Origin of the sequence: Pseudomonas sp. 43mfcvi1.1 (assembly GCF_900115935.1) — a bacterium.
Lineage (GTDB): Bacteria > Pseudomonadota > Gammaproteobacteria > Pseudomonadales > Pseudomonadaceae > Aquipseudomonas > Aquipseudomonas bijieensis.
Genome location: NZ_UETT01000005.1, coordinates 214372 through 237763, shown reverse-complemented (window position 1 = coordinate 237763; position 23392 = coordinate 214372). Strand labels below are relative to the sequence as shown.

26 protein-coding genes are annotated in these 23392 nt (G+C 62.0%); 11 read left to right on the top strand and 15 right to left on the bottom strand.

Annotation, left to right across the window (positions count from 1 at the left end):
- Nucleotides 1-14: 14 nt before the first annotated feature.
- The 6 genes from DTP52_RS11990 to DTP52_RS11965 all read right to left on the bottom strand — a co-directional run bounded on the left by DTP52_RS11990 (nt 15) and on the right by DTP52_RS11965 (nt 3422).
- Nucleotides 15-254: a BolA family protein gene (locus DTP52_RS11990; protein ID WP_007953556.1), complete on the bottom strand. Its 240-nt coding sequence runs from the start codon at nt 252-254 to the stop codon at nt 15-17.
- A gap of 115 nt (nt 255-369) precedes the next feature.
- Nucleotides 370-675 carry a lipid asymmetry maintenance protein MlaB gene (locus DTP52_RS11985; protein ID WP_109753720.1) on the bottom strand — a complete coding sequence of 102 codons (306 nt, stop codon included), beginning with the start codon at nt 673-675 and terminating at the stop codon, nt 370-372.
- 8 nt (nt 676-683) lie between these two features.
- Nucleotides 684-1337 carry a phospholipid-binding protein MlaC gene (locus tag DTP52_RS11980; protein WP_109753556.1) on the bottom strand — a complete coding sequence of 218 codons (654 nt, stop codon included), beginning with the start codon at nt 1335-1337 and terminating at the stop codon, nt 684-686.
- 11 nt (nt 1338-1348) lie between these two features.
- The gene (mlaD, locus tag DTP52_RS11975) at nt 1349-1816 is read right to left on the bottom strand and encodes an outer membrane lipid asymmetry maintenance protein MlaD (protein WP_003178020.1); all 468 of its coding nucleotides are present in this window, start codon (nt 1814-1816) and stop codon (nt 1349-1351) included.
- A complete protein-coding gene (gene mlaE, locus DTP52_RS11970; protein WP_079302654.1) occupies nt 1816-2613 on the bottom strand; it encodes a lipid asymmetry maintenance ABC transporter permease subunit MlaE in 798 nt (265 codons plus the stop codon). Before mlaE ends, mlaD begins: the two co-directional genes overlap by 1 nt.
- Nucleotides 2613-3422, bottom strand: a complete 810-nt coding sequence (locus tag DTP52_RS11965) for an ATP-binding cassette domain-containing protein (RefSeq protein ID WP_024618943.1) — start codon at nt 3420-3422, stop codon at nt 2613-2615. The genes mlaE and DTP52_RS11965 overlap by 1 nt, the downstream gene beginning before the upstream one ends.
- A 273-nt stretch (nt 3423-3695) precedes the next feature.
- On the opposite strand from DTP52_RS11965, the gene DTP52_RS11960 reads away from it, so the two are divergent.
- The 10 genes from DTP52_RS11960 (at nt 3696) to DTP52_RS11915 (ending at nt 10700) form a co-directional block, all read left to right on the top strand.
- A complete protein-coding gene (locus DTP52_RS11960) occupies nt 3696-4670 on the top strand; it encodes a KpsF/GutQ family sugar-phosphate isomerase (protein WP_109753555.1) in 975 nt (324 codons plus the stop codon).
- Nucleotides 4671-5195, top strand: a complete 525-nt coding sequence (locus DTP52_RS11955) for an HAD family hydrolase (RefSeq protein WP_109753554.1) — start codon at nt 4671-4673, stop codon at nt 5193-5195.
- A 7-nt stretch (nt 5196-5202) separates the two neighbouring features.
- A complete protein-coding gene (lptC, locus tag DTP52_RS11950) occupies nt 5203-5772 on the top strand; it encodes an LPS export ABC transporter periplasmic protein LptC (RefSeq protein WP_109753553.1) in 570 nt (189 codons plus the stop codon).
- Complete coding sequence (gene lptA / locus DTP52_RS11945; protein WP_109753552.1) at nt 5759-6304, top strand: lipopolysaccharide transport periplasmic protein LptA; 546 nt, start codon at nt 5759-5761, stop codon at nt 6302-6304. Before lptC ends, lptA begins: the two co-directional genes overlap by 14 nt.
- Nucleotides 6304-7029: an LPS export ABC transporter ATP-binding protein gene (gene lptB, locus DTP52_RS11940; RefSeq protein ID WP_018614004.1), complete on the top strand. Its 726-nt coding sequence runs from the start codon at nt 6304-6306 to the stop codon at nt 7027-7029. The genes lptA and lptB overlap by 1 nt, the downstream gene beginning before the upstream one ends.
- A gap of 164 nt (nt 7030-7193) precedes the next feature.
- A complete protein-coding gene (locus DTP52_RS11935) occupies nt 7194-8687 on the top strand; it encodes an RNA polymerase factor sigma-54 (protein WP_109753551.1) in 1494 nt (497 codons plus the stop codon).
- Nucleotides 8688-8763: 76 nt separating this feature from the next.
- Nucleotides 8764-9072: a ribosome hibernation-promoting factor, HPF/YfiA family gene (gene hpf, locus DTP52_RS11930; protein ID WP_003178005.1), complete on the top strand. Its 309-nt coding sequence runs from the start codon at nt 8764-8766 to the stop codon at nt 9070-9072.
- A 12-nt stretch (nt 9073-9084) separates the two neighbouring features.
- Nucleotides 9085-9549: a PTS IIA-like nitrogen regulatory protein PtsN gene (gene ptsN, locus DTP52_RS11925; RefSeq protein WP_109753550.1), complete on the top strand. Its 465-nt coding sequence runs from the start codon at nt 9085-9087 to the stop codon at nt 9547-9549.
- A gap of 2 nt (nt 9550-9551) precedes the next feature.
- Complete coding sequence (gene rapZ, locus DTP52_RS11920) at nt 9552-10409, top strand: RNase adapter RapZ (protein ID WP_018613998.1); 858 nt, start codon at nt 9552-9554, stop codon at nt 10407-10409.
- 15 nt (nt 10410-10424) lie between these two features.
- Nucleotides 10425-10700, top strand: a complete 276-nt coding sequence (locus DTP52_RS11915) for an HPr family phosphocarrier protein (RefSeq protein WP_109753549.1) — start codon at nt 10425-10427, stop codon at nt 10698-10700.
- A gap of 196 nt (nt 10701-10896) precedes the next feature.
- Here the strand turns inward: DTP52_RS11915 and DTP52_RS11910 are convergent, their stop codons facing one another.
- The 6 genes from DTP52_RS11910 to pmbA all read right to left on the bottom strand — a co-directional run bounded on the left by DTP52_RS11910 (nt 10897) and on the right by pmbA (nt 16283).
- Nucleotides 10897-11787 (bottom strand): ZIP family metal transporter, encoded by an 891-nt coding sequence (locus tag DTP52_RS11910; protein WP_109753548.1) that lies wholly within the window; start codon nt 11785-11787, stop codon nt 10897-10899.
- A gap of 19 nt (nt 11788-11806) precedes the next feature.
- The gene (locus DTP52_RS11905; RefSeq protein ID WP_109753547.1) at nt 11807-12430 is read right to left on the bottom strand and encodes a superoxide dismutase; all 624 of its coding nucleotides are present in this window, start codon (nt 12428-12430) and stop codon (nt 11807-11809) included.
- A 2-nt stretch (nt 12431-12432) separates the two neighbouring features.
- A complete protein-coding gene (locus tag DTP52_RS11900) occupies nt 12433-12873 on the bottom strand; it encodes a hypothetical protein (protein ID WP_109753546.1) in 441 nt (146 codons plus the stop codon).
- A gap of 27 nt (nt 12874-12900) precedes the next feature.
- Nucleotides 12901-14277: an aspartate ammonia-lyase gene (locus tag DTP52_RS11895; protein WP_109753545.1), complete on the bottom strand. Its 1377-nt coding sequence runs from the start codon at nt 14275-14277 to the stop codon at nt 12901-12903.
- Nucleotides 14270-14665, bottom strand: a complete 396-nt coding sequence (locus tag DTP52_RS11890; protein ID WP_109753544.1) for a FagA protein — start codon at nt 14663-14665, stop codon at nt 14270-14272. Before DTP52_RS11890 ends, DTP52_RS11895 begins: the two co-directional genes overlap by 8 nt.
- Before the next feature lie 271 nt (nt 14666-14936).
- Nucleotides 14937-16283, bottom strand: coding sequence for a metalloprotease PmbA (gene pmbA, locus DTP52_RS11885; RefSeq protein ID WP_109753543.1), 1347 nt, complete (start codon nt 16281-16283; stop codon nt 14937-14939).
- 108 nt (nt 16284-16391) lie between these two features.
- Here pmbA and yjgA point away from each other — a divergent pair, with 108 nt between their 5' ends.
- Nucleotides 16392-16916: a ribosome biogenesis factor YjgA gene (yjgA, locus tag DTP52_RS11880; protein WP_003197830.1), complete on the top strand. Its 525-nt coding sequence runs from the start codon at nt 16392-16394 to the stop codon at nt 16914-16916.
- 150 nt (nt 16917-17066) lie between these two features.
- On the opposite strand, the gene tldD is transcribed toward yjgA, so the two are convergent.
- The 3 genes from tldD to DTP52_RS11860 all read right to left on the bottom strand — a co-directional run bounded on the left by tldD (nt 17067) and on the right by DTP52_RS11860 (nt 23344).
- On the bottom strand, nt 17067-18509 hold the full coding sequence (tldD, locus tag DTP52_RS11870) for a metalloprotease TldD (protein ID WP_109753541.1): 1443 nt from the start codon (nt 18507-18509) through the stop codon (nt 17067-17069).
- Between the two features lie 5 nt (nt 18510-18514).
- Nucleotides 18515-19378: a carbon-nitrogen hydrolase family protein gene (locus DTP52_RS11865; RefSeq protein WP_109753540.1), complete on the bottom strand. Its 864-nt coding sequence runs from the start codon at nt 19376-19378 to the stop codon at nt 18515-18517.
- Between the two features lie 162 nt (nt 19379-19540).
- The gene (locus DTP52_RS11860; RefSeq protein ID WP_109753539.1) at nt 19541-23344 is read right to left on the bottom strand and encodes a YhdP family protein; all 3804 of its coding nucleotides are present in this window, start codon (nt 23342-23344) and stop codon (nt 19541-19543) included.
- Nucleotides 23345-23392 lie beyond the last annotated feature (48 nt).

Here is a 23392-nt window from a genome sequence, read left to right as displayed (position 1 = left end):
CGAGGCCCTTGGGCTCAGGTGCGCTCGGCCCAGGCCGCGCTGCTGAAAAATTTCATCGTGACCGCGTGGATGCTGCCATCGGCGATCCATGGGTTCAAATGGGCATAGATGCTCTGCTGACGCTTCACTGGGCTCAATGCCGCCAGTTCATCGCTGATCACGTTCAACTGGAAGTTGCAGCCTTCGCCTTCAACTTCCACCTGCGTACCAGGCAGCTTTCCTTCAAGGAAGCTCTTCACTTCTACAGCCTGCATGCTCAACCTCAATCGGCGCCCTGTGCGCGCGGGTCGCACATCATACAAAAAAGCCCCGCGCCTGCGAACCCCGCGAAGCAGGACTCTGACGGGGGGACTTTTCCAACGATGTGGGTCAGGGGTGCGCCAACAACTCGGTCAATTCGCTGACCTGGGCTATTTCGCGCATGTCTTCGGGCATCCCACGGATGCTCCACGTTTTTCCGGCAGCCTTGGCGTCGCGCATGAAGCACAGCAGCAGCGACAAGCCGACGCTGCTGGACTTCTGCACCGCCGAGCAGTCAATGACCACCTCGGCGGCACTGACGGACTTGATCAGCGCCTGGCCCTGCTTGCGCAGGGCCGGGCCGGTGCGGTAATCCAGCACGCCACTGAGCAACAGCTCACCAGTCCCGCCCAGACGAACGGCCGACTCACTCACCGACTCGATCATTGTGCCTGCTTCTCTTGGGCATCTTCAGCCACTTCCTTGGCCTTGGCGACCTCACCGGCCCAACCGTTGATGGTCTTGTCCAGGTCATTGCCATTGCGCTGCATCGCGTCGGCGAACTGATCACGGAACAGCTTGCCGATATTGATGCCATTGATGATCACGTTGCGCACTTTCCACTCGTCGTTGATTTTCTCGAGCGTGTAGGACACAGGATAGATCGCGCCGTTGTTGCCCTTGACCTGCATGTCGACACTGGTGCGGGTACCGCTTTCGTCCTTGGCCGGCGAAACGGTGATGCCCTGGTTGTTGTATTCAAGCAAGGCATTGCCATAGAACTGCATCAGGCTGCGCTTGAAGTTCTCCTGGAAGCGGGTCATCTGCGCCGGGGTTGCCTTGCGCGAGTACTTGACGGTCATGATGCTCTTGGAGATGCCATCGGCGTCGACCACCGGGCCGACAATGCCGTTGAGGGCGTCATAGAACGCGCTTGGGTCCTGCTTGTATTTCTCTTTGTTGGCGGCAAGGTCCGCCAACAGCCGGGTGGTCGTGTCCTGGATGATGTCATGGGCCGAAGGCGCCGCCACGGCGTTAGCCATCAACGGCAGCGCCGCGAGCAACACCAACAGGCCACGTCGCAAGATAGAGATCATTCAAAAGCTCCTCATTTGGCGTCTTTGCTAACGGTATTGAGCAGGAATTTACCGATCAGGTCCTCGAGCACCAGGGACGACTGCGTGTCGTGGATGACGCCACCGTCCTTGAGCACGGTGTCTTCCCCACCCACGCTGATGCCAATGTATTTTTCACCCAGCAGCCCAGCCGTGAGGATAGATGCAGTGGAGTCAGTCGGCAGGTTATCCACGCGCTTTTCCAGCTGCAGCGTTACCCGCCCGGTGAAATCCTCGCGATTCAGATCGATTGCCGTGACCTTGCCGATAGTGACACCGGCCATGGTCACCTTGGCTCTGACCGTCAAACCGGCGATATTGTCAAAGTTTGCGTAAAGTTTATAAGTATCGGTGCTTGCCGTCGGCGCCAGTCCACTGACCCGCAGGGCCAGCAACAGCAAAGCCAGGATGCCAGCCAGCAAGAAAAGGCCGACACCGATTTCCAGGGTGCGGTTTTGCATCAGAAATCTCCAAACATCAAGGCGGTCAGAATAAAGTCAAGGCCCAGGACCGCCAGCGAGGCGTACACCACGGTCTTGGTTGTGGCACGGCTGATCCCCTCTGACGTGGGCTCACAGTCATAGCCTTGAAACACGGCGATCCAGGTCACGACGAAAGCGAATACGGCACTTTTGATCACGCCATTGAGGACATCGTCGAGAAAGTCGACGCTGTTTTGCATGTTGGCCCAGTAGGATCCTTCATAGACCCCCAGCCAGTCGACGGCCACCCACGAGCCGCCCCAGATCCCCACGACGCTGAAAATCATCGCCAGCACCGGCAGGGAAATGAAGCCGGCCCACAGGCGAGGGGCGATGATGTACTTGAGCGGGTCGACACCGATCATTTCCAGGCTGGACAACTGCTCGGTGGACTTCATGTTACCGATTTCAGCCGTCAGCGCCGAACCGGCACGCCCGGCGAACAACAGCGCGGTCACCACGGGGCCGAGCTCACGCAGCAGCGTCAGCGCCACCATCTGCCCGACCGCTTGCTCCGAACCGTAGCTGGACAAGATGCTGAAGCCCTGCAGCGCCAGCACCATGCCGATGAAGATCCCGGAGACCACGATAATCACCAGGGACATCACCCCCACCGAGTGCAACTGCTTGACCAGCAGGCCAAAGCCGCCGCCCGTCGAGTTGCGACCGAGCAAGGCGTGCATCAGGAACAACGAAGAACGGCCCAGTACCGCCACCACGTCGATGCCGGAGCGGCCGAACAGGCGAATTCTTTCCAATAGCGATTTCTTGCGCATCAGCGCTTCCCCAACAGATCGGTACGGTAATCCGTGGCCGGAAAATGGAACGCCACGGGCCCGTCCGGATCACCCTTCATGAATTGGCGAATACGCGGGTTGTCCGAATCCGCCAGTTCCTGCGGCGTGCCCTGCCCCAGCACCTGGCCATCGCCGACCACATAGATGTAGTCCGCGATGCTCGCGGTTTCGGCCAGGTCGTGGGAGACCACGATACTGGTGATGCCCAGCGCATCGTTGAGCAGGCGGATCAGGCGCACGAGCACACCCATGGCGATCGGGTCCTGGCCGACAAAGGGTTCGTCGTACATGAGGATCTTCGGATCGAGGGCAATCGCCCGCGCCAGCGCGACCCGACGCTTCATGCCACCGGACAGCTCGTCGGGCATCAGGTCGAGGGCACCCCGCAGCCCGACTGCCTGCAACTTGAGCAGCACGATGTCGCGGATCATCTCTTCCGGCAGGTCGGTATGGACCCGCAGCGGGAACGCCACGTTCTCGAATACGTCGAGATCGGTAAACAGCGCGCCACTCTGGAACAGCACGCCCATGTGCTTGCGCGCATCGAACAGGTCGCTGCGAGACAACTCGGGAAGATTCTGACCATTGACCCAGACTTCGCCGGCGCTGGGCCGCAGTTGTGCGCCCATCAACCTCAGCAGCGTGGTCTTGCCACACCCGGAAGGCCCCATGATGCCGGTGACCTTGCCGCGCGGAATGCGAATATCGATGTCATTGAAAATGCTGCGCGTCCCTCGCTTGAAGGACAGTCCCTTCAGCTCGACCGCGTAGGCGTTGTCGGCACTCATCTAAACTCCTTGCGATGCAGCCTCACATTCGAATGCCCTGGCAGCCGACAAGCGCCGGTACCGCCGGGCGTGCGAACCGGCGGCGAACTATATCACTGCAACAGCCAAGCGCCCAAGGCCACCTCCCCGTCCGTTAAGCCTGGCTTAAGGTAAAAAGCTACATTTTATGTCGAACATTGCGGCTCCTCGAACAAAGCATGACGAACTTACGTGAGGGAATTGTTCATTGCCGCTATAATCGCCGCCTTTTCATCGGGCTATACGATTTCTGACATGAGCCAATCCAGCGACCTGATTCAATCGGCACAACGTACCATCCGCCTCGAGCTCGAAGCCGTGCAAGGCTTGCTGCCCCATATCGACGCTGATTTCGTACGCGCCTGCGAGATGATTCTGGCCAGCAAGGGCCGCGTGGTCGTGGTCGGCATGGGCAAGTCCGGGCACATCGGCAACAAGATCGCCGCCACGCTCGCCAGTACCGGCACCACGGCTTTTTTTGTCCATCCGGCCGAAGCCAGCCACGGGGACATGGGCATGATCACCCGGGACGACATCATCCTGGCCCTGTCCAACTCCGGCTCCACCAATGAGATCATCACCCTGCTGCCGCTGATCAAGCGCCTGGGCATCCAGTTGATCAGCATCACCGGCAACCCGGACTCGCCGCTGGCCAAGGCCGCCGAAGTGAATCTCAATGTCCATGTCGAACACGAAGCCTGCCCGTTGAACCTGGCACCGACCTCCTCCACTACCGCCGCCCTGGTCATGGGCGATGCCCTGGCCGTGGCGCTGCTGGAAGCCCGGGGCTTCACCGCCGAAGACTTCGCTTTCTCCCATCCCGGTGGCGCCCTTGGCCGTCGCCTGCTGCTGAAAGTCGAAAACGTGATGCACGCCGGCGAGGAGTTGCCGCAGGTGCTGCGCGGCACGCTGCTCAAGGACGCGCTCATGGAGATGACCCGCAAGGGACTGGGCATGACCGTTATCCTGGAGGCCGACGGCAAGCTCGCCGGGATCTTTACCGACGGCGACCTGCGCCGCACCCTGGACCGCACCATCGACATCCACAGCGCGACCATCGAGCAAGTCATGACGCCCCACGGCAAGACCGCCCGCGCCGAGATGCTCGCCGCCGAGGCCCTGAAAATCATGGAAGACCACAAGATCAGCGCCCTGGTGGTCGTCGACGACGAAGACCGTCCGGTGGGCGCCCTGAACATGCACGATCTGCTGCGTGCCGGAGTCATGTAAATGAACACAGACCTGTTGCAACGCGGCAAAGCCATCAAGCTGGCGGTTTTCGATGTGGACGGCGTACTGACCGACGGACGCCTGTACTTCCTCGAAGACGGCAGCGAGTTCAAGACGTTCAACACCCTCGACGGCCAAGGCATCAAGATGTTGATGGCCGCTGGCGTGCAGACCGCTATCATCAGCGGCCGCAAGACCCCGGTGGTCGAGCGACGCGCGAAGAACCTCGGTATCCCGCATCTTTACCAGGGGCGCGAAGACAAACTGGTGGTGCTGGACGAGCTTCTGGGGCAACTCAACCTAAGCTATGAACAGGTGGCCTACCTCGGTGACGACCTGCCAGACCTGCCGGTGATTCGCCGGGTCGGCCTGGGCATGGCGGTCGCCAACGCGGCCAGCTTCGTACGCGAGCATGCCCACGGCGTCACCACGGCGCGCGGCGGCGAAGGTGCGGCCCGCGAATTCTGTGAACTGATCCTGCGCGCCCAGGGCCGCCTCGAAGCGGCCAACGCCGCGTACCTGTGAGCCATTTATGCTGAGCAAGAAGATTCGCACCATTGTGGTGTTCGGCTGTATCGCGGCGATTTTTGCGGCGGTGGGCTATTGGAACATCAGCCCCGAACAGTTCCTCGACCAGCCTGCGGCCCAGGTCGAGGAAAAGATCGACTGGTACGCGACCAACACGCACACCCTGCAGTACCTGCCCGACGGCAAGGTGCAGTACGAGATGACCTCGGACAAGGTCGACCACGTGAAGGCCACTGATATTACCCTGGTGACCAAGCCGGACCTGAACATGTTCCGCGGCACCGAGTTTCCGTGGCATGTGCAGAGCGAACACGCCGAAGTCAACTCCGGCGGCACCGAAGTGGAACTGATCGACTCGGTACGCGTCGCCCGAACCGACGAGAAAAACCGTACGACCATCATCACCAGCACACGCATGACCGTGTTCCCACAGCAAGAATATGCGCAGACCGAGCAACCCGTTAGAATCGACGGCGCCGGGGGTGTATCGACCGGCACGGGAATGAAAGCGTATTTGAAGGAAAGCAGGATACACCTGCTATCGAACGTAAGAGGACAGTATGAAGCTCGCTAAAACCCTCCCTATTTTGCTCAGTCTGGGCGCAGCACTGGGAAGCGCGAGCGCCTGGGCTCTTCCCGACGACCGCAACCAACCTATCCGTATCCAGGCCGACGATGCCCAGCTCGACGACAAGAATGGCGTCGCCACCTATAAAGGCGACGTGATCATCACCCAGGGCTCGATGAAGGTTACCGGCAATACCGTGACCATCACCCGCACCCAGTCCGGCGATATCGACGTAGTGACCTCGGTGGGCAACCTGGCCTATTTCGAACAGCTGCAAACCGCGGGCGACACCAAGCCTGTGCAGGGCTACGGGGTAACCATCCAGTACCACGCCTCCCAGGATCGCGTCGTGCTGATCGACCGCGCCAAGGTGGTCGACAAGGACAACAACGTGACCCAAGGCGAGAAGATCGTCTACGACACCAACAAGAAACTCGCCAGCGCCGGTCGCGCCACCGGCAGCAAGGTGACCGAGTCGCGTCCGCGGATCGATATGGTGATCCAGCCGAAAAAGAAAACCGAACAGAAGGCCCAGTAATGGCAACTCTGAAAGCTCAGCACCTGGCCAAGAGCTACAAGAGCCGCCAAGTCGTGCGTGATGTCAGCCTGTCCATCGACAGCGGCCAGATCGTCGGCCTGCTCGGCCCCAACGGCGCAGGCAAGACCACCTGCTTCTACATGATCGTCGGCCTGGTCCAGGCCGATCAGGGCCGCGTGCTGATCGACGACCTGGATGTCAGCCACCAGCCGATGCACGGCCGGGCGAAGGCCGGTATCGGCTATTTGCCGCAAGAAGCGTCGATCTTCCGCAAACTGTCGGTTGCCGACAACATCATGGCGATCCTCGAGACCCGCAAGGAACTCGACAAGGCCGGCCGTCGCCAAGAGCTGGAAAGCCTGTTGCAGGAGTTCCACATCAGCCACATTCGCGACAACCTGGGCATGAGCCTGTCCGGTGGCGAACGGCGTCGCGTGGAAATCGCCCGCGCCCTGGCCACCGCGCCGAAGTTCATACTGCTCGACGAACCGTTCGCCGGCGTGGACCCGATCTCGGTGGGCGACATCAAGCAGATCATCCATCACCTCAAGGCCAAGGGAATCGGCGTGCTGATCACCGACCACAACGTGCGCGAGACGTTGGATATCTGCGAAACCGCCTACATTGTCAATGACGGCCAGCTGATCGCCGAAGGCGATTCCGCAGCCATCCTGGCCAATGACCTGGTCAAGGAAGTGTATCTGGGCCACGAGTTCCGCCTGTAAGCACAAGTGTCTGGCGAATCGCTCGAGCGTCGTTTAATTTTATTATGGCGACGCTCTAGGCAAACACTTCAGTTTCAGGCATATAATTTGCTTAAGTTTGGCGCCTCGGCGCCCTGTAGTGGATGGCGCATGTGCGCCGGCGAATAAGGTGTTAAGCCCCTGCCATGAAACCATCGCTAGTCTTGAGAATGGGCCAGCAGCTGACGATGACACCGCAGCTGCAACAGGCCATCCGCCTGCTCCAATTGTCGACCCTGGACCTGCAACAGGAAATCCAGGAGGCCCTGGAGTCCAATCCGATGCTCGAACGCCAGGAAGAAGGCGACGACTTCGACAACACCGATCCGCTGGCCGACAACGTCGAGCAGAAGACCAACACCGAAATCCCGGAACCGTCCTACCAGGAAGCCGCCCCGACGGTGGATAACCTCGAGGATGGCGAATGGAACGAACGCATCCCCAACGAACTACCCGTGGACACGGCCTGGGAAGACGTCTACCAGACCAGCGCCAGCAACCTGCCGAGCAGCGATGACGACGAGTGGGACTTCACCACCCGCACCTCGGCCGGCGAGAGCCTGCAAAGTCACCTGCTGTGGCAACTGAACCTGGCGCCGATGTCCGACACCGATCGCCTGATCGCCGTGACCCTGATCGATTGCATCAACAACCAGGGCTACCTGGACGAGACCCTCGAGGAAATCCTCGAAGCCTTCGATCCCGAGCTCGACATCGAGCTGGACGAGATCGAAGCTGTCCTGCATCGCATCCAGCAGTTCGAGCCAGCCGGCATCGGCGCCCGCAACCTGGGCGAGTGCCTGTTGCTGCAACTGCGCCAGTTGTCCGCCAAGACACCCTGGCTGACCGAAGCCAAGCGACTGGTCACCGATTACATCGACCTGCTGGGTGGCCGCGACTACAGCCAACTGATGCGGCGCATGAAGCTCAAGGAAGATGAGCTGCGCCAGGTCATCGAACTGGTGCAGAGCCTCAACCCACGCCCCGGCTCGCAGATCGAATCCACCGAACCCGAATACGTGGTCCCCGACGTGATCGTGCGCAAGCACAACGATCGCTGGCTGGTGGAGCTCAACCAGGAGTCGGTGCCCAAGCTGCGGGTCAACGCCCAGTACGCCGGATTCGTGAAACGCGCCGACACCAGCGCCGACAACACCTTCATGCGCAACCAGTTGCAGGAAGCGCGCTGGTTCATCAAGAGCCTGCAAAGCCGCAACGAAACCCTGATGAAAGTGGCCACCCAGATCGTCGAGCATCAGCGCGGCTTCCTGGAGTATGGCGACGAAGCGATGAAACCGTTGGTCCTGCATGACATTGCCGAGGCAGTGGGCATGCACGAGTCGACGATTTCCCGGGTAACCACCCAGAAATTCATGCATACCCCTCGGGGCATCTATGAATTGAAATACTTTTTCTCCAGCCACGTCAGCACCTCCGAAGGCGGCGAATGCTCGTCCACAGCCATCCGCGCGATCATCAAAAAACTGGTGGCCGCGGAAAATCAGAAAAAGCCGTTGAGTGACAGCAAGATCGCTGGTTTACTGGAGGCACAAGGCATTCAGGTGGCCCGCCGCACCGTCGCCAAATACCGCGAATCCCTCGGGATCGCGCCTTCGAGCGAACGCAAGCGGTTGATGTAACGGGCCACGCCACAGCGTTCCAGTGGCAGGCATTTCTGCCTGCCGCTTTATGCACTGGCAACGAAGGAGAAGCTGTATGCAAGTCAACATCAGTGGACACCAACTGGAAGTGACCGAACCCCTGCGCACCTACATCGGCGAAAAACTCGACCGATTGGAGAGGCATTTCGACAAGATCACCAACGTGCAGGTCACGATGAACGTCGAGAAGCTGCTGCAGAAAATCGAAGCCACGCTGCATATCCCCGGCGGAGAAGTGGTTGCCAACGCAGAGCACACAGACATGTATGCCGCGATTGACCTGCTGACCGACAAGCTGGATCGCCAACTCAAAAAGCATAAGGAAAAGACCCAGAGCCTCCTCCAGGGCGCAACCGGTCGTTAACCCCCCCAATCCATGATCCGACTAGAATCCATCCTGACCCCCGGCCGTTCCCTGGTGAACGCGCCGGGTGGCAGTAAAAAGAAAGCCCTCGAACAAATTGCCAACCTGATCCACCGCGAAGTGCCGGATCTGGAAATGCAGGACGTCTTCGAGGCCCTGGTTGCCCGTGAAAAACTCGGTTCCACCGGTTTTGGCAACGGTATCGCCATTCCCCACTGCCGCCTCAAGGGTTGTGCCGCACCGATCAGCGCGCTGCTGCACCTTGAAGCCGCCATAGATTTCGACGCCATCGACGGCGCCCCGGTCGACCTGCTGTTTGTATTGCTGGTACCGGAAGCGGCGACCGATGCGCACCTCGAGCTGCTGCGCCAGATTGCCAGCATGCTGGACCGCAAGGAAGTGCGCGAAAAACTGCGCAGCGCACCGAGTAACGAAGCTTTGTACCAGGTGGTCCTGGACGAGCAGAACGGTCATTAAAAATGCGCATGATCATCGTCAGTGGCCGCTCCGGCTCCGGTAAAAGCACTGCCCTCAATGTGCTTGAGGACAGCGGCTACTATTGCATCGACAACCTGCCCGCCGGCCTGCTGCCGGAACTGGCCGAGCGCGCCCTGATCCACACCGAGCTGGCGCAGCCGCTGGTGGCGGTGTCCATCGATGCGCGCAACCTGCCAAGCCACCTGTCGCGTTTTCCTGAACTGCTCGAGGAAGTGCGCAGCCGGCATATCCAGTGCGACGTGCTGTACCTGGATGCCGATGAAGAGACACTGCTCAAGCGCTTTTCCGAAACCCGTCGGCGCCATCCGCTGAGCAATGCCAACCGCTCCCTGGCCGAAGCCATCGAGGATGAAAGCCAGCTGTTGGGGCCAATCGCCGACCTGGCGGACCTGAAGGTCAACACCACGCACCTGAACCTGTATCAGTTGCGCGACACGATCAAGCTGCGCCTGCTCAACCAGCCGGAGCCGGGCACGGCGTTCCTGGTGGAGTCGTTCGGCTTCAAGCGTGGCATGCCAGTAGACGCCGACCTGGTATTCGATGTGCGCTGCCTGCCCAACCCTTATTGGAAACCGGAATTGCGCGAGCAGTCCGGGCTCGACCAGCCGGTGATCGACTACCTGGCCGCACAGCCGGATGTCGAGGAAATGTACCAGGACATCTCCAGCTACCTGCTCAAATGGCTGCCCCGCTTTGCCGCGAGCAACCGGGCCTATGTCACGATCGCCATCGGTTGCACCGGCGGCCATCACCGCTCCGTCTACCTGACCGAACGCCTGGGTCAACTCCTGCAACAATCCCTGAAGAATGTCCAGGTTCGCCACCGCGACCTCAGCTAAAGGATTCACATCGCGATGCCTGCTCGGGAAATTGAAATCATCAACAAGCTGGGTTTGCATGCCCGAGCGTCGGCCAAGTTCGTCGGGGTTGCCGGCCAGTTCCAGGACACCACCATCAGGGTTGGCCGCACACCCGAGACGGCGGTCGACGGTAAAAGCATTATGGCGATGATGATGCTCGCCGCCGGCAAGGGCACCAAGATCCACCTGAGCACTGAAGGGGAGCAAGCGCAAGAAGCGATGGATGCCCTGGTGGACTTGATCAACAGGTACTTCGACGAAGGCGAGTAACCGACCCAAGCTCAGGGCAGACTCATTGTGACGAGAGGATTTCTTGTGGGAGCAAAGCTTGCTCGCGATGAACGATAACTCGGCCGACCTGCACAATCGCAGCGCCTGCATCGCGGGCAAGCCTTGCTCCCACAGATCCCTTCGCCACGGATAAACCACGCCAGCACAGATGCCGGTGTTCACGCCCCGTCGCTTGTCACGCCAACGCCGTATCCAGCACCATCATCAAACAAAACCCCACCAACAGCCCCAGGCTTGCCAGTTTCTCGTGGCCATTGCGACGGGATTCGGGAATGACCTCGTGAGTCACCACCAAGAGCATCGCCCCGGCTGCCAACGCCAGCCCCAAGGGCAAGAGCATCTCGGCCAGGCTCACCAACCAGGCGCACAGCAGCGCGAACGCTGGTTCGACCAGCCCTGACGCCGCGCCAATCAGGAATGCCTTGACCCGCGACATTCCCGCCGCAGCCAGCACCAGGGCGATCACCAGCCCCTCGGGTACATCCTGCAAGGCGATACCCATCGCCAGGCTGTCGGCATCCGGCATACCGCCACCCGCCGACACACCCACCGCCATGCCCTCGGGAATATTGTGGGCGATGATGGCAAACACGAATAACCATATCCTCGGCGCAATGATCGGCCGTCCTGATACCGCGACAAGCCTTTCGGGGCTGGCCGAGACCTTGCGGTCCACCAGGTACAGCCCGAACGCGCCCAATAGAATGCCGAAACTGATGAGACCGCTGGCGGCCCAAGGGGTTAGCCCCAACTGCTCGGCCGCCGCAATGCCCGGCACAATCAGCGAAAATGCCGTGGCGGCGAGCATCACCCCGGCACCGAAGCCCAGCAACAAATCGCTGACGGCCTGGGGCATGCGCCGGATGACCAACACCGGCACGGCCCCCAGCGCGGTGCCCAAGGCGCACAGCCCGCCACCCTCGAGCGCACGCAACAGCCTTGGCTCCAGGTCCAGCCATGCCAGGCCCTGTGCCGCCAACAACGTCATCCCGGCCAACAGCAACAACGATCCCAAGGCATAGCGGAACATCCGTCCGCTTCCAATCGCCAGTGTTTGAGTATCCATAGTCAGCCTTGGGTTATTTTCAGGAAGGGCTCGTAGCCAGCGCAGCCTGGTAGCGCCGGGCGACCTCAGGCCAGTTGATCACGTTGTAGAAGGCGCTGATGTATTCCGGACGACGGTTCTGGTAGCGCAGGTAATAGGCGTGCTCCCAGACGTCCAGGCCAAGAATCGGTGTGTTGCCGTTCATCAGCGGGCTGTCCTGGTTGCCGCTGCTTTCTACCACCAGGGTCTTTTGCGCAGTCACGCTCAACCAGGCCCAGCCGCTGCCGAAACGGGTCAGCGCCGCTTTGGTGAAGGCTTCCTTGAAACGCTCGATACCGCCCAGTTGCGCTTCGATCGCCGCCGCCAGGGCACCATCGGGCTGGCCGCCGCCTCGGGGCGTCATCACTTCCCAGAACAACGAATGGTTGGCATGACCACCGCCCTGGTTGATCACCGCAGCCCGCAGGCTTGGCGGCAACTGTTCCACGCTGGACACCAGCTTTTCGATGGGCCACCCGGCGTATTCAGTGCCGTCCATCGCCGCGTTGAGGTTATTGATATAGGTCTGGTGATGCTTGGTGTAGTGGATCTCCATGGTTTGCGCATCGATGTGCGGTTCCAGGGCGTCGTAGGCGTAGGGCAATGCAGGCAAGGTAAAAGCCATTTTCAATGAACTCCATGGTGAAGAGGGGCATTGCGCTGCCGGGGCGCGGCGGCGTTGCAGTGCAGCAGGCGCTGGGTGCGAGGGTATTCACCGTGCTCGCTGATGAAACTCAGCAGTTCGACATAGGTCTTGTGGCTCTGGCGCAGCGCGGCGGCGCGCAGGGCCGGCGCCAGACGTTCGTCCTGGATCGTCTGCAACAACCGTTGGTGGATCGCACACAAGTACTCGGCGCTCTCCTCCGGCTGGTTCAGGCGCAAGTGCAGGTCCGCCAGGTTGTGGTGGGAGACGACGCAGGCGGCCACGGCTTCGTCGGCATCCGCCCAGCGCTCGAACAGCACCTGTGCCAGGGCCAGGGCTTGCAGGTAGGCTTCGCGGGCATCTACCAGCTCACCCTGCATGAAACAGCGATTGGCCCGTTCGATCGTACGTTTCCAGTGTTCCATGATGAGTCCTCCACACAGGTGTCGGGATTACACGCCGCCGGCGGTGAGCTTCTCCGGGTCCAGCAGGACTTCGAGTTCGCTGCGTGTCAGGTCGGTGTGTTCCAGGGCGACATCGATGACCGGCCGGCCTTGCTGGTAAGCCTTCTTGGCGATTTCAGCGGCCTTCTGGTAACCGATGATCGGATTCAGGGCGGTCACCAGGATCGGGTTGCGTGACAACGCTTCCTTGAGCCTGGCCTCGTTGACCTTGAATGTGGCGATGGCCTTGTCCGCCAGCAAGCGGCTGGCGGTGGACATCAGGGCGATGCTGCTCAGCAGGTTCTGGGCAATGATCGGCAGCATCACGTTCAATTCGAAGTTGCCCGATTGACCGGCGATAGTGATCACCGTGTCGTTGCCGATCACCTGGGCCGCAACCATCGCGGTGGCCTCCGGAATCACCGGATTGACCTTGCCGGGCATGATCGAGGAACCCGGTTGCAAGCCTTCGAGTTCGATCTCCCCCAGGCCCGCCAACGGTCCGGAATTCATCCAGCGCAGGTCGTTGGCGATTTTCATCAGCGACACGGCGGTGGTCTTGAGCTGCCCGGAAACCGCGACGGCGGTGTCCTGGGAACCGATCAGCGCGAACAGGTTCTTGCCCGGGGTGAATTGCACCTGGGTTAATTGCGTCAGTTGTTGGCTGAACAGTTCGGCGAAGCGTGGATGGGCGTTGACCCCGGTACCGACCGCCGTGCCGCCCTGGGCCAGGGATTGCAGGCTCGGGAGCAAATCCTGCAAGTGACCGATATTGGCCTTGAGCTGCTGCGCCCAACCGTCGAGCACCTGGCTCAGGCGCACCGGCATGGCATCCATCAGGTGGGTGCGGCCGGTCTTGATGAACGGGTGGACCTGCTCGGCCTTGCGCTCGATCACCTGCACCAGGTGCAACAGTGCCGGCAGCAACTGCTCATGCAAGGCCAGCGCAGCGCTGACATGAATGCTGGTGGGGATGATGTCGTTGCTGCTCTGGCCGCAATTGACGTGGTCGTTCGGATTGATCGCTTCTCCCAGCAGGCGACTGGCGAGGGTGGCGATCACTTCGTTGGCGTTCATGTTGGAGCTGGTGCCGGAGCCGGTCTGGAAGATGTCCACCGGAAAATGGTCCATGAACCGGCCTTCGAGCAGCCCCAGGGACGCATCGACGATGGCCTTGCCCTGGGCTGGACTGATTTGCTCCAGCTCTACGTTGGCCCGGGCGGCCGCCGCCTTGGCCAGGATCAGGGCGCGGATGAACTGCGCCGGCATACGCTGGCCGCTGACCGGGAAGTTATCCACGGCACGCTGGGTCTGTGCACCGTAGAGGGTGTCCACCGGGACTTGCAGTTCGCCCATGCTGTCGCGTTCGATACGGGTATTACTCATCGGGAGATCCTTGCACCAGTTCAATAAGAGAAATCGACGGCTCCAGGGCGCAGGTCGCCAGCGCCCAGGCATGGCGCTGCCAGCGCTCGAGGCGGCAGCGGCACAGTGATTGTCGTTCGAGGTCGCGCAAGGGGCGCCAGGCCTGGTCGAGGCAGAGATTGCGCCAATGCCAGGGCAGCGCGACGTCGGAGGCGGTGTCGAGCAACAAGCGCAAGGCGGTTTCGGAAATCATCCACGGCGATGTCGTGGTGCAGCAGGCCAGATAGCGGCCCTCAGCCAGGTAGTGCTCGATCAGCCGCGGCTCGTCAGGGTTCAGCGCGCAACGGATCTGGCGACTCATCCAGCGCCAGCTTTCAAGGTAGGGTTGTTCGTGCAGGGCAGAACTCATGACCGGGGGCTCGCTCGGCGAATGAGATTCATTATTAGATGATAATAAGAAGCAACACAAGCCTGATGAAGATCGCATTGTGGCGAGGGGATTTATCCCCGCTGGGGCGCGTAGCGGCCCCCCAACAATCTTCCAGACGCACCGCTGTGTCAGTTTTTTGGGGGCGCTTCGCACCCCAGCGGGGATAAATCCCCTCGCCACAAGGATTTCCGCGGACACAAAAAAGGCGCGTCACCCAGCGGATGACGCGCCCTTTTTTGTGGGATGGGTATCAGCTCCCCGCCACCGTCATCCGCTCGATCAGTACCGAACCGGTGCGGATGTTGCTGCGCAGTTCCAGGTCGTTGCCCACGGCCAGGATCTGCTTGAACATATCGCGCATGTTCCCGGCGATGGTCACTTCCTGGACCGGGAACTGGATCTCGCCATTCTCGACCCAGAAACCCGCCGCGCCACGGGAATAGTCCCCGGTGACCATGTTCAGGCCGTGGCCCATCAGTTCGGTCACCAGCAGGCCACGCCCCATGCGTCGCAGCAAGACCGCCTGGTCTTCTTCGCCATGGGTCACGAACAGGTTATGCACGCCACCGGCATTGGCCGTGCTCGGCATGCCGAGCTTGCGGCCCGAATAGGTACCGAGGATGTAGGACACCAGTTCGCCGTTTTCCACGAACGGCTTGGCGTAGGTGGCCAGGCCATCGCCGTCGAACGCCGAGCTGCCCATGGCCTGCATCAGGTGCGGACGTTCGTCGATGGTCATCCATTCCGGAAACAGTTTCTGGCCCAGCGCGCCTTCGAGGAACGACGACTTGCGGTACAGGTTGCCGCCGGACACCGCCGACAGGAAGCTGCCAAACAAGCCACCGGCCAGCTCGGCGGCAAACAGCACCGGCACTTCGCAGGTCGGCACCGGCCGCGCGCCCAGGCGGCTGGCCGCCCGTTGCGCGGCTTTCTGGCCGATGCTTACCGGGTCCGCCAGCAGGGTGCCCTGGCGGTTCACGTCATACCAGTAATCGCGCTGCATCTGGCCGTCGGCTTCAGCGATCATGACGCAACTGAGGCTGTGGCGGGTCGACGCATAACCGCCGATGAAGCCGTGGCTGTTACCGTAGACCCGGCAGCCCTGGTGAGTATTGAGCGTCGTGCCGTCGGCGTTCTTGATCCGCGAGTCGGCATCGAATGCTGCCGCTTCGCAGCGCAGTGCCTGCTCGATGGCCTGTTCAGGGGTGATGTCCCAGGCGTGGAACAGGTCGAAGTCTCGCTGCTCCTTGCACATCAGTGCGGCGTCGGCCAGGCCCGAGGCTTCGTCTTCGGAGGTGTGCTTGGCAATCGCCAGTGCCGCGGCGACGGTTTCACGAATGGCCTCCGGACCGCTGGCCGAGGTGCTGGCCGAGCCCTTGCGCTGGCCCACGTACAAGGTGATGCCAAAGCCCTGGTCGCGATTGAATTCGACGGTTTCCACCTCGCGCTGGCGCACCGAGGTCGACAGCCCCTGCTCCAGGGACACCGCCACCTCACAGGCACTGGCGCCCTGTCGCTTGGCTTCGGCAAGGATCTGCTCGACTTGTTCCTGCAGTGCCGGCAATGCTTGCGGGCCGACGCTCTGAACTGCACTCATGGTGTTCTCCACTCAAATTCTGCTCTCGGTAATGGCCTTCGAGCGACCGGGCCGGACAAGCGGCCCCCGACTGGTTATCATGGCGGCGTTTCTTTGCGGACTGCCACCATGGTTGATTCTTACGACGACTCCCTCTACGAGGGTGAAAAAAGCAAATCCCAGGTCAAACGCGAGCTGCATGCTCTGGTTGACCTCGGCGAGCGCCTGACAACACTCAAGCCTGACTTGCTGGCCAAACTGCCTTTGACCGACGCCTTGCGCCGGGCCCTGGCCGATGCGCCCAAGCACACCGCGAATATCGCGCGTAAACGGCACCTGCAATTCATCGGCAAACTGATGCGCGATCAGGACACTGACGCCATCCTGGTTCTGCTCGATCAACTCGATGCCTCCACCCGGCAGTACAACGAACGCTTCCATAACCTGGAACGCTGGCGCGATCGCTTGATCGCCGGCGATGACGGTGTGCTGGAAAAATTCGTCATCGACTACCCGGAGGCCGATCGCCAGCAATTGCGCTCCCTGATCCGTCAGGCCCAGCACGAACTGGCGCAAAACAAGCCACCAGCCTCGAGCCGTAAAATCTTCAAATACATCCGTGAGCTGGACGAGACTCAACGCGGCTTGCGCTGATCACTAACAGCTTTACCCTCCTGCAAGAGGTTTCCGTGGCGAGGGAGCTTGCTCCCGCTCGGTTGCGCAGCAACCGCATCGGGGCTACTGCGTAGCCCAGCGGGAGCAAGCTCCCTCGCCACGATGACTCGCGCAAGCCCCTGAGCATTTTCATGCGCCCGTGCCACCCACGGTAATCGCATCGATCTTCAGGGTCGGTTGGCCGACGCCTACCGGCACCGATTGCCCATCCTTGCCACACGTCCCCACGCCACTGTCCAGCGCCAGGTCGTTACCGACCATCGACACCTTGCTCATCGCCTCCGGCCCATTGCCGATCAGGGTCGCGCCCTTGACCGGCGCGGTGATCTTGCCGTCCTCGATCAGGTAGGCCTCGCTGGTGGAGAACACGAACTTGCCGCTGGTGATGTCCACTTGGCCACCGCCGAGGTTGGCGCAATAGATGCCTTTTTTCACCGAGGCAATGATTTCCGCCGGATCGCTTTGGCCACCCAGCATGTAGGTGTTGGTCATGCGCGGCATCGGCAGGTGCGCGTAGGATTCGCGGCGACCGTTGCCGGTACGGGCCACGCCCATCAGGCGGGCGTTGAGCTTGTCTTGCATGTAGCCCTTGAGCACGCCGTTCTCGATCAGCGTGGTGCACTCGGTCGGCGTGCCTTCGTCATCGACGCTCAGGGAACCGCGACGTCCGGCCAGGGTGCCGTCATCGACAATGGTGCAGAGTTTCGAGGCGACCATTTCACCCATGCGCCCGCTGTAGGCCGAGCTGCCCTTGCGGTTGAAATCGCCTTCCAGGCCGTGCCCCACCGCTTCGTGCAGGAGCACGCCGGACCAGCCGGAACCCAATACCACCTGCAATGTACCGGCCGGGGCCGGGATCGCCTCCAGGTTGACCAGCGCCTGGCGCAGCGCTTCGCGGGCGTAACCCATGGCGCGGTCTTCGCTGAGGAAATAACGGTAGTCGGTGCGTCCACCGCCGCCATGGCCGCCACGCTCACGACGACCGTTCTGCTCGACGATCACGCTGACGTTGAACCGCACCAGGGGCCGCACGTCCGCCGCCAGGCCGCCGTCGGTGGAGGCCACGAGGATCCGTTCCCAGACCCCGGCCATGCTCACCGTCACTTGCTGGATGCGCGGGTCGAGGGCCCGGGTCGCGACGTCGATGCGCTTGAGCAACTCGACTTTTTCGGCGCGGCTCATGACTTCCAGCGGGTTGTCCGGCGCATACAACTGCGCCACGTCCTGGCTGCTGAACGCCTGGACCGTGCCATTCTGCCCGGCCCGGGAGATCGAGCGGGCCGCACGGGCAGCCGCACCGAGGGCTTCGAGGGTGATGGCGTTGCTATAGGCAAAACCGGTCTTTTCCCCGGACTGGGCGCGCACGCCCACGCCCTGGTCAAGGTTGAAACTGCCTTCCTTGACGATGCCGTCTTCCAGCGACCAGGACTCGGAGATCTGCCCCTGGAAATACAGGTCGGCGGCATCGATGCCCGGGCCGGCCAGGTCGCCCAGCACGCCTTGCAGGCTTTCGAGGGTTACGCCGCCGGGGGCTAAAAGGTGTTCACTGACTGAGGACAACAACCCGCTCATATGATTTACGCCTTGAATTCGTCGTCTTGGACAGGTCGCTGTCGAGCGCCCTGCGAGAAAAAGCGCCGATGGCTAGCCACCGGCATGCGCGCCCGGATGGACGCCTGTTCATTGTTGTCGCGCTCGGCCAGCAGCACGGCCTCGCCTTGATCCTGTTGTGCCAGCACGCGGCCCCACGGGTCGACAATCGCGGCATGGCCAAAGGTTTCCCGTGGCCCCGGATGCAGGCCGCCCTGGGCAGCCGCCAGCACATAGCACTGGGTCTCGATCGCCCGGGCGCGGATCAGCACGTCCCAATGGGCGGCGCCAGTCACCGCGGTGAACGCCGAGGGCGCCGTGATCAGCTCGGCCCCGGCAGCTCGCAGCTCGCTGTAGAGCTCCGGGAACCGCAAGTCATAACAGACCGTCAGGCCCACCCGCCCCACTGGAGTATCGGCAACCACCACGTTGGCACCATAAGCATAGTCATCCGACTCGCGATAGCGCCCGCGATTGTCCGCCACATCCACATCGAACAGGTGCAGCTTGTCGTAGCGCGCGACGATCTGGCCTTGGTCGTCCACCAGCAACGAACAGGCATGGGACCTGGCCTCGGGCTGATCCACCGGCGGTAACGGCAACGTGCCGGCCACAATCCATAACTTGAGGTCACGGGCGACCTGTTTCAACCAGGGCAGGATCGGTCCCTGACCAAAGGCTTCGGCACGACCGATCTCGGCGATGTCCCGGCGTCCCATCGCGGCAAAATTCTCGGGCAGCACTGCCAGCCTCGCGCCGCCGGCGGCAGCCTGCTCCAGCAGCACACGGGCGCGCGCCAGGTTGGCGAGCACATCGCTTTGGCTGACCATTTGAATCACTGCGACTGGCATGGTGCATCCCTCATTTTTGTCCTCGCCCAAGGCGGGTGTGGGAGCAAAGCTTGCTCGCGATGAGGCAGGTACATCCAACATATAGGCTGGTTGATACACCGCAATCGCGAGCAAACTTTTCTCCCACAGGCCCGCTCCCACAAGGGGGTTGGCGTCGAACTGTCAGAACGGCTTGTCGAAGGTGATCTTCGGCTCTTTCCACGGCCCCTTGACGTCGTATCTTACGCTGGCAAATCGCGCGACGCGGTCACCGATCAGTTTGTCGATCAGAAACAGCGCCCCACCCACCGCCGGTGCGCCAACGATCAGCGCGGCGATCGGCAGGTTGTTGGTCACCGGCAGTGTCACCAGCAGCTTGGCGTCGACCCGGTCGGCCACCATGTCCAGCGTGCCGTTGAGTTCCAGGTTGCTCGACGGCCCGGTCAGGGTAATGGGTTCGCGGGTTACGTATACACCGTCGCTCGCCACCAGCAGCCCCTTGACCCGATCGTAGCTCAAGCCCTTGCCGAACAGGTCGGAGAAGTCCAGGCGCAAGCGTCGGCCGATGGAGTTGAAGTTCAGCAGTCCAAATACCCGCAACGCCTGGGCGCTGCCTTCGACTTCGACGAACTGGCCCTTGCTCAGCGACGCGTCGAGGCTGCCGGAAAAGCGCTTGGTGGCAACCCACGCCGGCGAACCGGGCCAGCGACCATCGACATCCAGGCGGAATTCCTGGCTGGTCACGCTCGGGGCAAAGCCCCAGCCCTTGAGCACATCGCCCAGGTTCTTGCCGCTGATACGGCCCTTGTACCAACTGCTGGTGGAACCGGGCACGCCTTCCCAGCCGCCACTGCCGTTCAACACCATGCCCTTGAGGCCCATGTCCAGATTGTTCAGCGCGATGCCCTTGGCGGTCGGGCGCACTTTCAACGACCACGCACCGATAAGATCGGGGCCCTGGAACAATTGGTCGATGGCAATATCCATGGCCGGGATTTTCCCGGGATCGACCGACGCCAACGGGTCCGGTGCGTTTTCATCCGCCTGGACCGTCGGGTCCGTGGCTGGCAGGCGAACATAATCAAGCTTGATACCAATCGGGGCGGCCTTCGCATCCGGCAGGCTGACGTTGCCCTTGGCCTGCTGGCTGTCGAGGCGCAAGGCCCAGGCGTCCGGCTTGCGGTCCAGTTGCACCGACGCCTGGTCCAGGGTGGTGCCCATGGCCGTGAGCTTGCCGACGCTCAGATCGACGCTGCTGAGCAGTTGCTTGGCGCTGCCGCCCGGATCCTGACCGGCGTACTTGTTCACCAGGTCCTGCCACGGGCTTACGTCCAGTTCCGACAGTTTGCCGCGCAGTCGCAACCCCTTGGCCCCAGGCAGGACCGCATCACCGGCACCCAGCAACAACTCGCCGCGACCGTCGGCGATTTTCCCGCTCGGTGCAGCGTAAGTGAAGCTGGCCAGGTCGCCATAATCGACCCAATAACGCCGCTCCGGCCCTTGCAGGGTCATGCGAAACACCGTGTCACGCCCGACATCGGCGGCCATGCCAAAAGGTGCCGGCAGGTCGACGGCCACGCCCTTGAGGTTGGAACTGACCGACAACTGGCTGTCGGCACCGTCGAGGATTACTTGCAACTGGTAGGGCACGACACCGGATACCGGCAACGGCTGGGTGACATTCAGCCAACTGCTGAGTTTCTTGATCTCCACCTGCCCGGACGCAGCGACCCGCGTATTGAGCGCGCCGGCACGGCCCTCAGCGAAAATCTGCGCGGTCACAGGCCGGTCGAATGCCCGGGCGCTGATGCCCTTGCCGCTCAAGCCCTTGTTGCTGTCGAAGCGGAAATCGCCCTTGAGCTGAGTCAGCTCCAACGCCGGTTCGCTGAGCTTGAGGCGGGCCTTGTCGGTGGCGAAGTCCACCAGGATCTTCGGTTGCTCGCCTTTGACCAGCGGGATATCGAGCTTCACGCCGCCTTGCAGGTCGCCCTCGCCTTCCCAGCCGGCGAACGTCTCGGCGGTCCCGATCGGTGCCGTCTGGAGGATTTTCAGGCCGTCGCCCAGCCCTCCGGCGAACCCGCCGTCCAGCAGCAGATGAGAACTCTGCCCGGTCGGCACATGGGGAATGTTCACCGACACATCCTTGACCTGGGTATCGAGCAGTTGCCCTTGGCTGGCGAAGATGCGCACGCCGCTGTCTTCGACGAAGACATCGCCGCTGACCTTGCTGACCGAAGGCCAGCCCGGCTGGAACGCCAGCTCGGCGTCATGCACCTTGAAAAACAGGCTGATGCTGCGGTCCGCGTCCCCGGCACCTTTATTCAGCGAGCCTTGGTACTGGAAAAAGCCCTCGTCCACCGCGCCCTTGACGATGGCCGTGCGCAGCCACTCATCCAGCGCCGGGCTGAGGACCGCCGGCAGGTACTTGGCGGTGTAGCGTCCGTCACCGTCCACCAGGCCGACCCGCAGGTCCATGTAGTCTTCCTGGCTGTGGTCGAAATGCAGGCGGATCAGGAAGTCGCCGGCAATCCGGCCCTCCTCGCCCAGCACCTTCAGATACGGCGCGATCAGGGTGAATCCTTGCTTGTCGAGCTTCCAGGTCAGCCGGGCGTTGGCCTGCAGGTACTGCCAGGGCTTGGCGAAGATCGGGTCCAGGTGCAGGGAAAAATCCTTGCTGTCCATGCGCAGCTCGCCGCCGCCCAGGTCACCGCTCAAGCTCCCGGAGACGTTGCGCGCCGCCGGAGCACCGCGATAGGCATCAAAGCCCACGGTGTCCAGGTTGGTGGCGAAGCTGATTTTCTGGTCACCGGTGTTCTGCGGCCGGTAGTCCAGCAACACGTTGCGCAGGCCACCGGTGACCTTGAGACGGTCAATGGTCGTCGCCAGGCCCTCGGGCAGCGGTGCCAGGGCATTGAGCAAAGGCGTGAGCGGGGTCAAGTCGAGGCGGTCGGCCTGCAGATGCCAGCGCTCCTCGGTCTTTTCGCTGGCGGCACTCTGTTGCAGCTGCAGGCGCGATTCCCAGCGGGTCTCGCCCAGGTTCATCGCCAGGGAATCGAAGGTTGCGGTGAACCCTTGGCTGCCGCGCTGGAAATAGCCGTTGAGGGCCAGGTTGTGGATCTGCACAGGCTTGCGTTCGCCGTAGGCGCCCTGGAGCTGCGGTGCGTTCAAGCGCATGGCCGCGCTTTGCACCGTGCCCTCGCCCCAACTGAGCCAGAACTCACCGCCGGCCTTGATCTGGGAGAAATTCCATTGCTGGGTCAGGCGTTTCGGCAGCCATTTGGACCAGTCGCTTTGCGGCAGGCTCAAGTAGGCATCGGCCTGACCATTCTTCCAGTCGCTGGCACGCAGGCGGGTACGCAGGTTGATCGCCACCGGCTGGCCGTCCGGCAGGGTCAGGCGGGCATCCAGGCGCTGGCGGGTGGCGCCGATGCGCAGGCTCAAGCCGACGTAGGTCAGGGTCAGCGGTGGTTGCTCGACGGGTTGCAAGGTCACCTGGCTATCGAGCACCGAGAGCTTGGAAACCATTTGCATGCGTTCGAGCAATTGCTGCGGATCGAGGGGCTGATCGCCCTGCACCGGCAAGCCTTCCAGGGCCCACTTGCCGTCGGCGCTCTCCTTGAGGCTGATCTTCAGACCGCTGACTTCCAGGTGGGCGATGCGCACCTGACGTGCCAACAGGCTGTCCCACAGGTCAGGTACGGCCCGCACCTGGTCCAGGTGCAGGGCGTTGGGGCCTTCGCCAACCACCACGTCGCGCGCCGCCAGGATCGGCGCCAGGCCGCTCCAGCTACCGTCGAGGCTGCCGATGTGCACGGGCATGCCCAGGGCTGCGCCGGCCCGGGTCTCGACCTCGGCACGGTATTCGGCTACCAGCGGGACCAGCTCGCGACCGAGGCTGACGTACAACGCCAGCAGCACCAACAGCAGCGCGCACAGACCCAGCCCCCAACGGGTCAGCGTCGCCATCATGCGTGTCAGACGCTCCATGTCAGTGGGCTCCCCTGGCAAAGACAATCAAATCCGCGGGCCCGCCGC

Coding starts and splice junctions, on each gene's coding strand:
- DTP52_RS11990 (WP_007953556.1), bottom strand. CDS start 254: ATGCAGGCTGTAGAAGTGAAGAGCTTCCTTGAAGGAAAGCTGCCTGGT.
- DTP52_RS11980 (WP_109753556.1), bottom strand. CDS start 1,337: ATGATCTCTATCTTGCGACGTGGCCTGTTGGTGTTGCTCGCGGCGCTG.
- mlaD (WP_003178020.1), bottom strand. CDS start 1,816: ATGCAAAACCGCACCCTGGAAATCGGTGTCGGCCTTTTCTTGCTGGCT.
- mlaE (WP_079302654.1), bottom strand. CDS start 2,613: ATGCGCAAGAAATCGCTATTGGAAAGAATTCGCCTGTTCGGCCGCTCC.
- DTP52_RS11965 (WP_024618943.1), bottom strand. CDS start 3,422: ATGAGTGCCGACAACGCCTACGCGGTCGAGCTGAAGGGACTGTCCTTC.
- DTP52_RS11960 (WP_109753555.1), top strand. CDS start 3,696: ATGAGCCAATCCAGCGACCTGATTCAATCGGCACAACGTACCATCCGC.
- DTP52_RS11955 (WP_109753554.1), top strand. CDS start 4,671: ATGAACACAGACCTGTTGCAACGCGGCAAAGCCATCAAGCTGGCGGTT.
- lptC (WP_109753553.1), top strand. CDS start 5,203: ATGCTGAGCAAGAAGATTCGCACCATTGTGGTGTTCGGCTGTATCGCG.
- lptA (WP_109753552.1), top strand. CDS start 5,759: ATGAAGCTCGCTAAAACCCTCCCTATTTTGCTCAGTCTGGGCGCAGCA.
- lptB (WP_018614004.1), top strand. CDS start 6,304: ATGGCAACTCTGAAAGCTCAGCACCTGGCCAAGAGCTACAAGAGCCGC.
- DTP52_RS11935 (WP_109753551.1), top strand. CDS start 7,194: ATGAAACCATCGCTAGTCTTGAGAATGGGCCAGCAGCTGACGATGACA.
- hpf (WP_003178005.1), top strand. CDS start 8,764: ATGCAAGTCAACATCAGTGGACACCAACTGGAAGTGACCGAACCCCTG.
- ptsN (WP_109753550.1), top strand. CDS start 9,085: ATGATCCGACTAGAATCCATCCTGACCCCCGGCCGTTCCCTGGTGAAC.
- rapZ (WP_018613998.1), top strand. CDS start 9,552: ATGCGCATGATCATCGTCAGTGGCCGCTCCGGCTCCGGTAAAAGCACT.
- DTP52_RS11915 (WP_109753549.1), top strand. CDS start 10,425: ATGCCTGCTCGGGAAATTGAAATCATCAACAAGCTGGGTTTGCATGCC.
- DTP52_RS11910 (WP_109753548.1), bottom strand. CDS start 11,787: ATGGATACTCAAACACTGGCGATTGGAAGCGGACGGATGTTCCGCTAT.
- DTP52_RS11905 (WP_109753547.1), bottom strand. CDS start 12,430: ATGGCTTTTACCTTGCCTGCATTGCCCTACGCCTACGACGCCCTGGAA.
- DTP52_RS11900 (WP_109753546.1), bottom strand. CDS start 12,873: ATGGAACACTGGAAACGTACGATCGAACGGGCCAATCGCTGTTTCATG.
- DTP52_RS11895 (WP_109753545.1), bottom strand. CDS start 14,277: ATGAGTAATACCCGTATCGAACGCGACAGCATGGGCGAACTGCAAGTC.
- DTP52_RS11890 (WP_109753544.1), bottom strand. CDS start 14,665: ATGAGTTCTGCCCTGCACGAACAACCCTACCTTGAAAGCTGGCGCTGG.
- pmbA (WP_109753543.1), bottom strand. CDS start 16,283: ATGAGTGCAGTTCAGAGCGTCGGCCCGCAAGCATTGCCGGCACTGCAG.
- yjgA (WP_003197830.1), top strand. CDS start 16,392: ATGGTTGATTCTTACGACGACTCCCTCTACGAGGGTGAAAAAAGCAAA.
- tldD (WP_109753541.1), bottom strand. CDS start 18,509: ATGAGCGGGTTGTTGTCCTCAGTCAGTGAACACCTTTTAGCCCCCGGC.
- DTP52_RS11865 (WP_109753540.1), bottom strand. CDS start 19,378: ATGCCAGTCGCAGTGATTCAAATGGTCAGCCAAAGCGATGTGCTCGCC.
- DTP52_RS11860 (WP_109753539.1), bottom strand. CDS start 23,344: ATGGAGCGTCTGACACGCATGATGGCGACGCTGACCCGTTGGGGGCTG.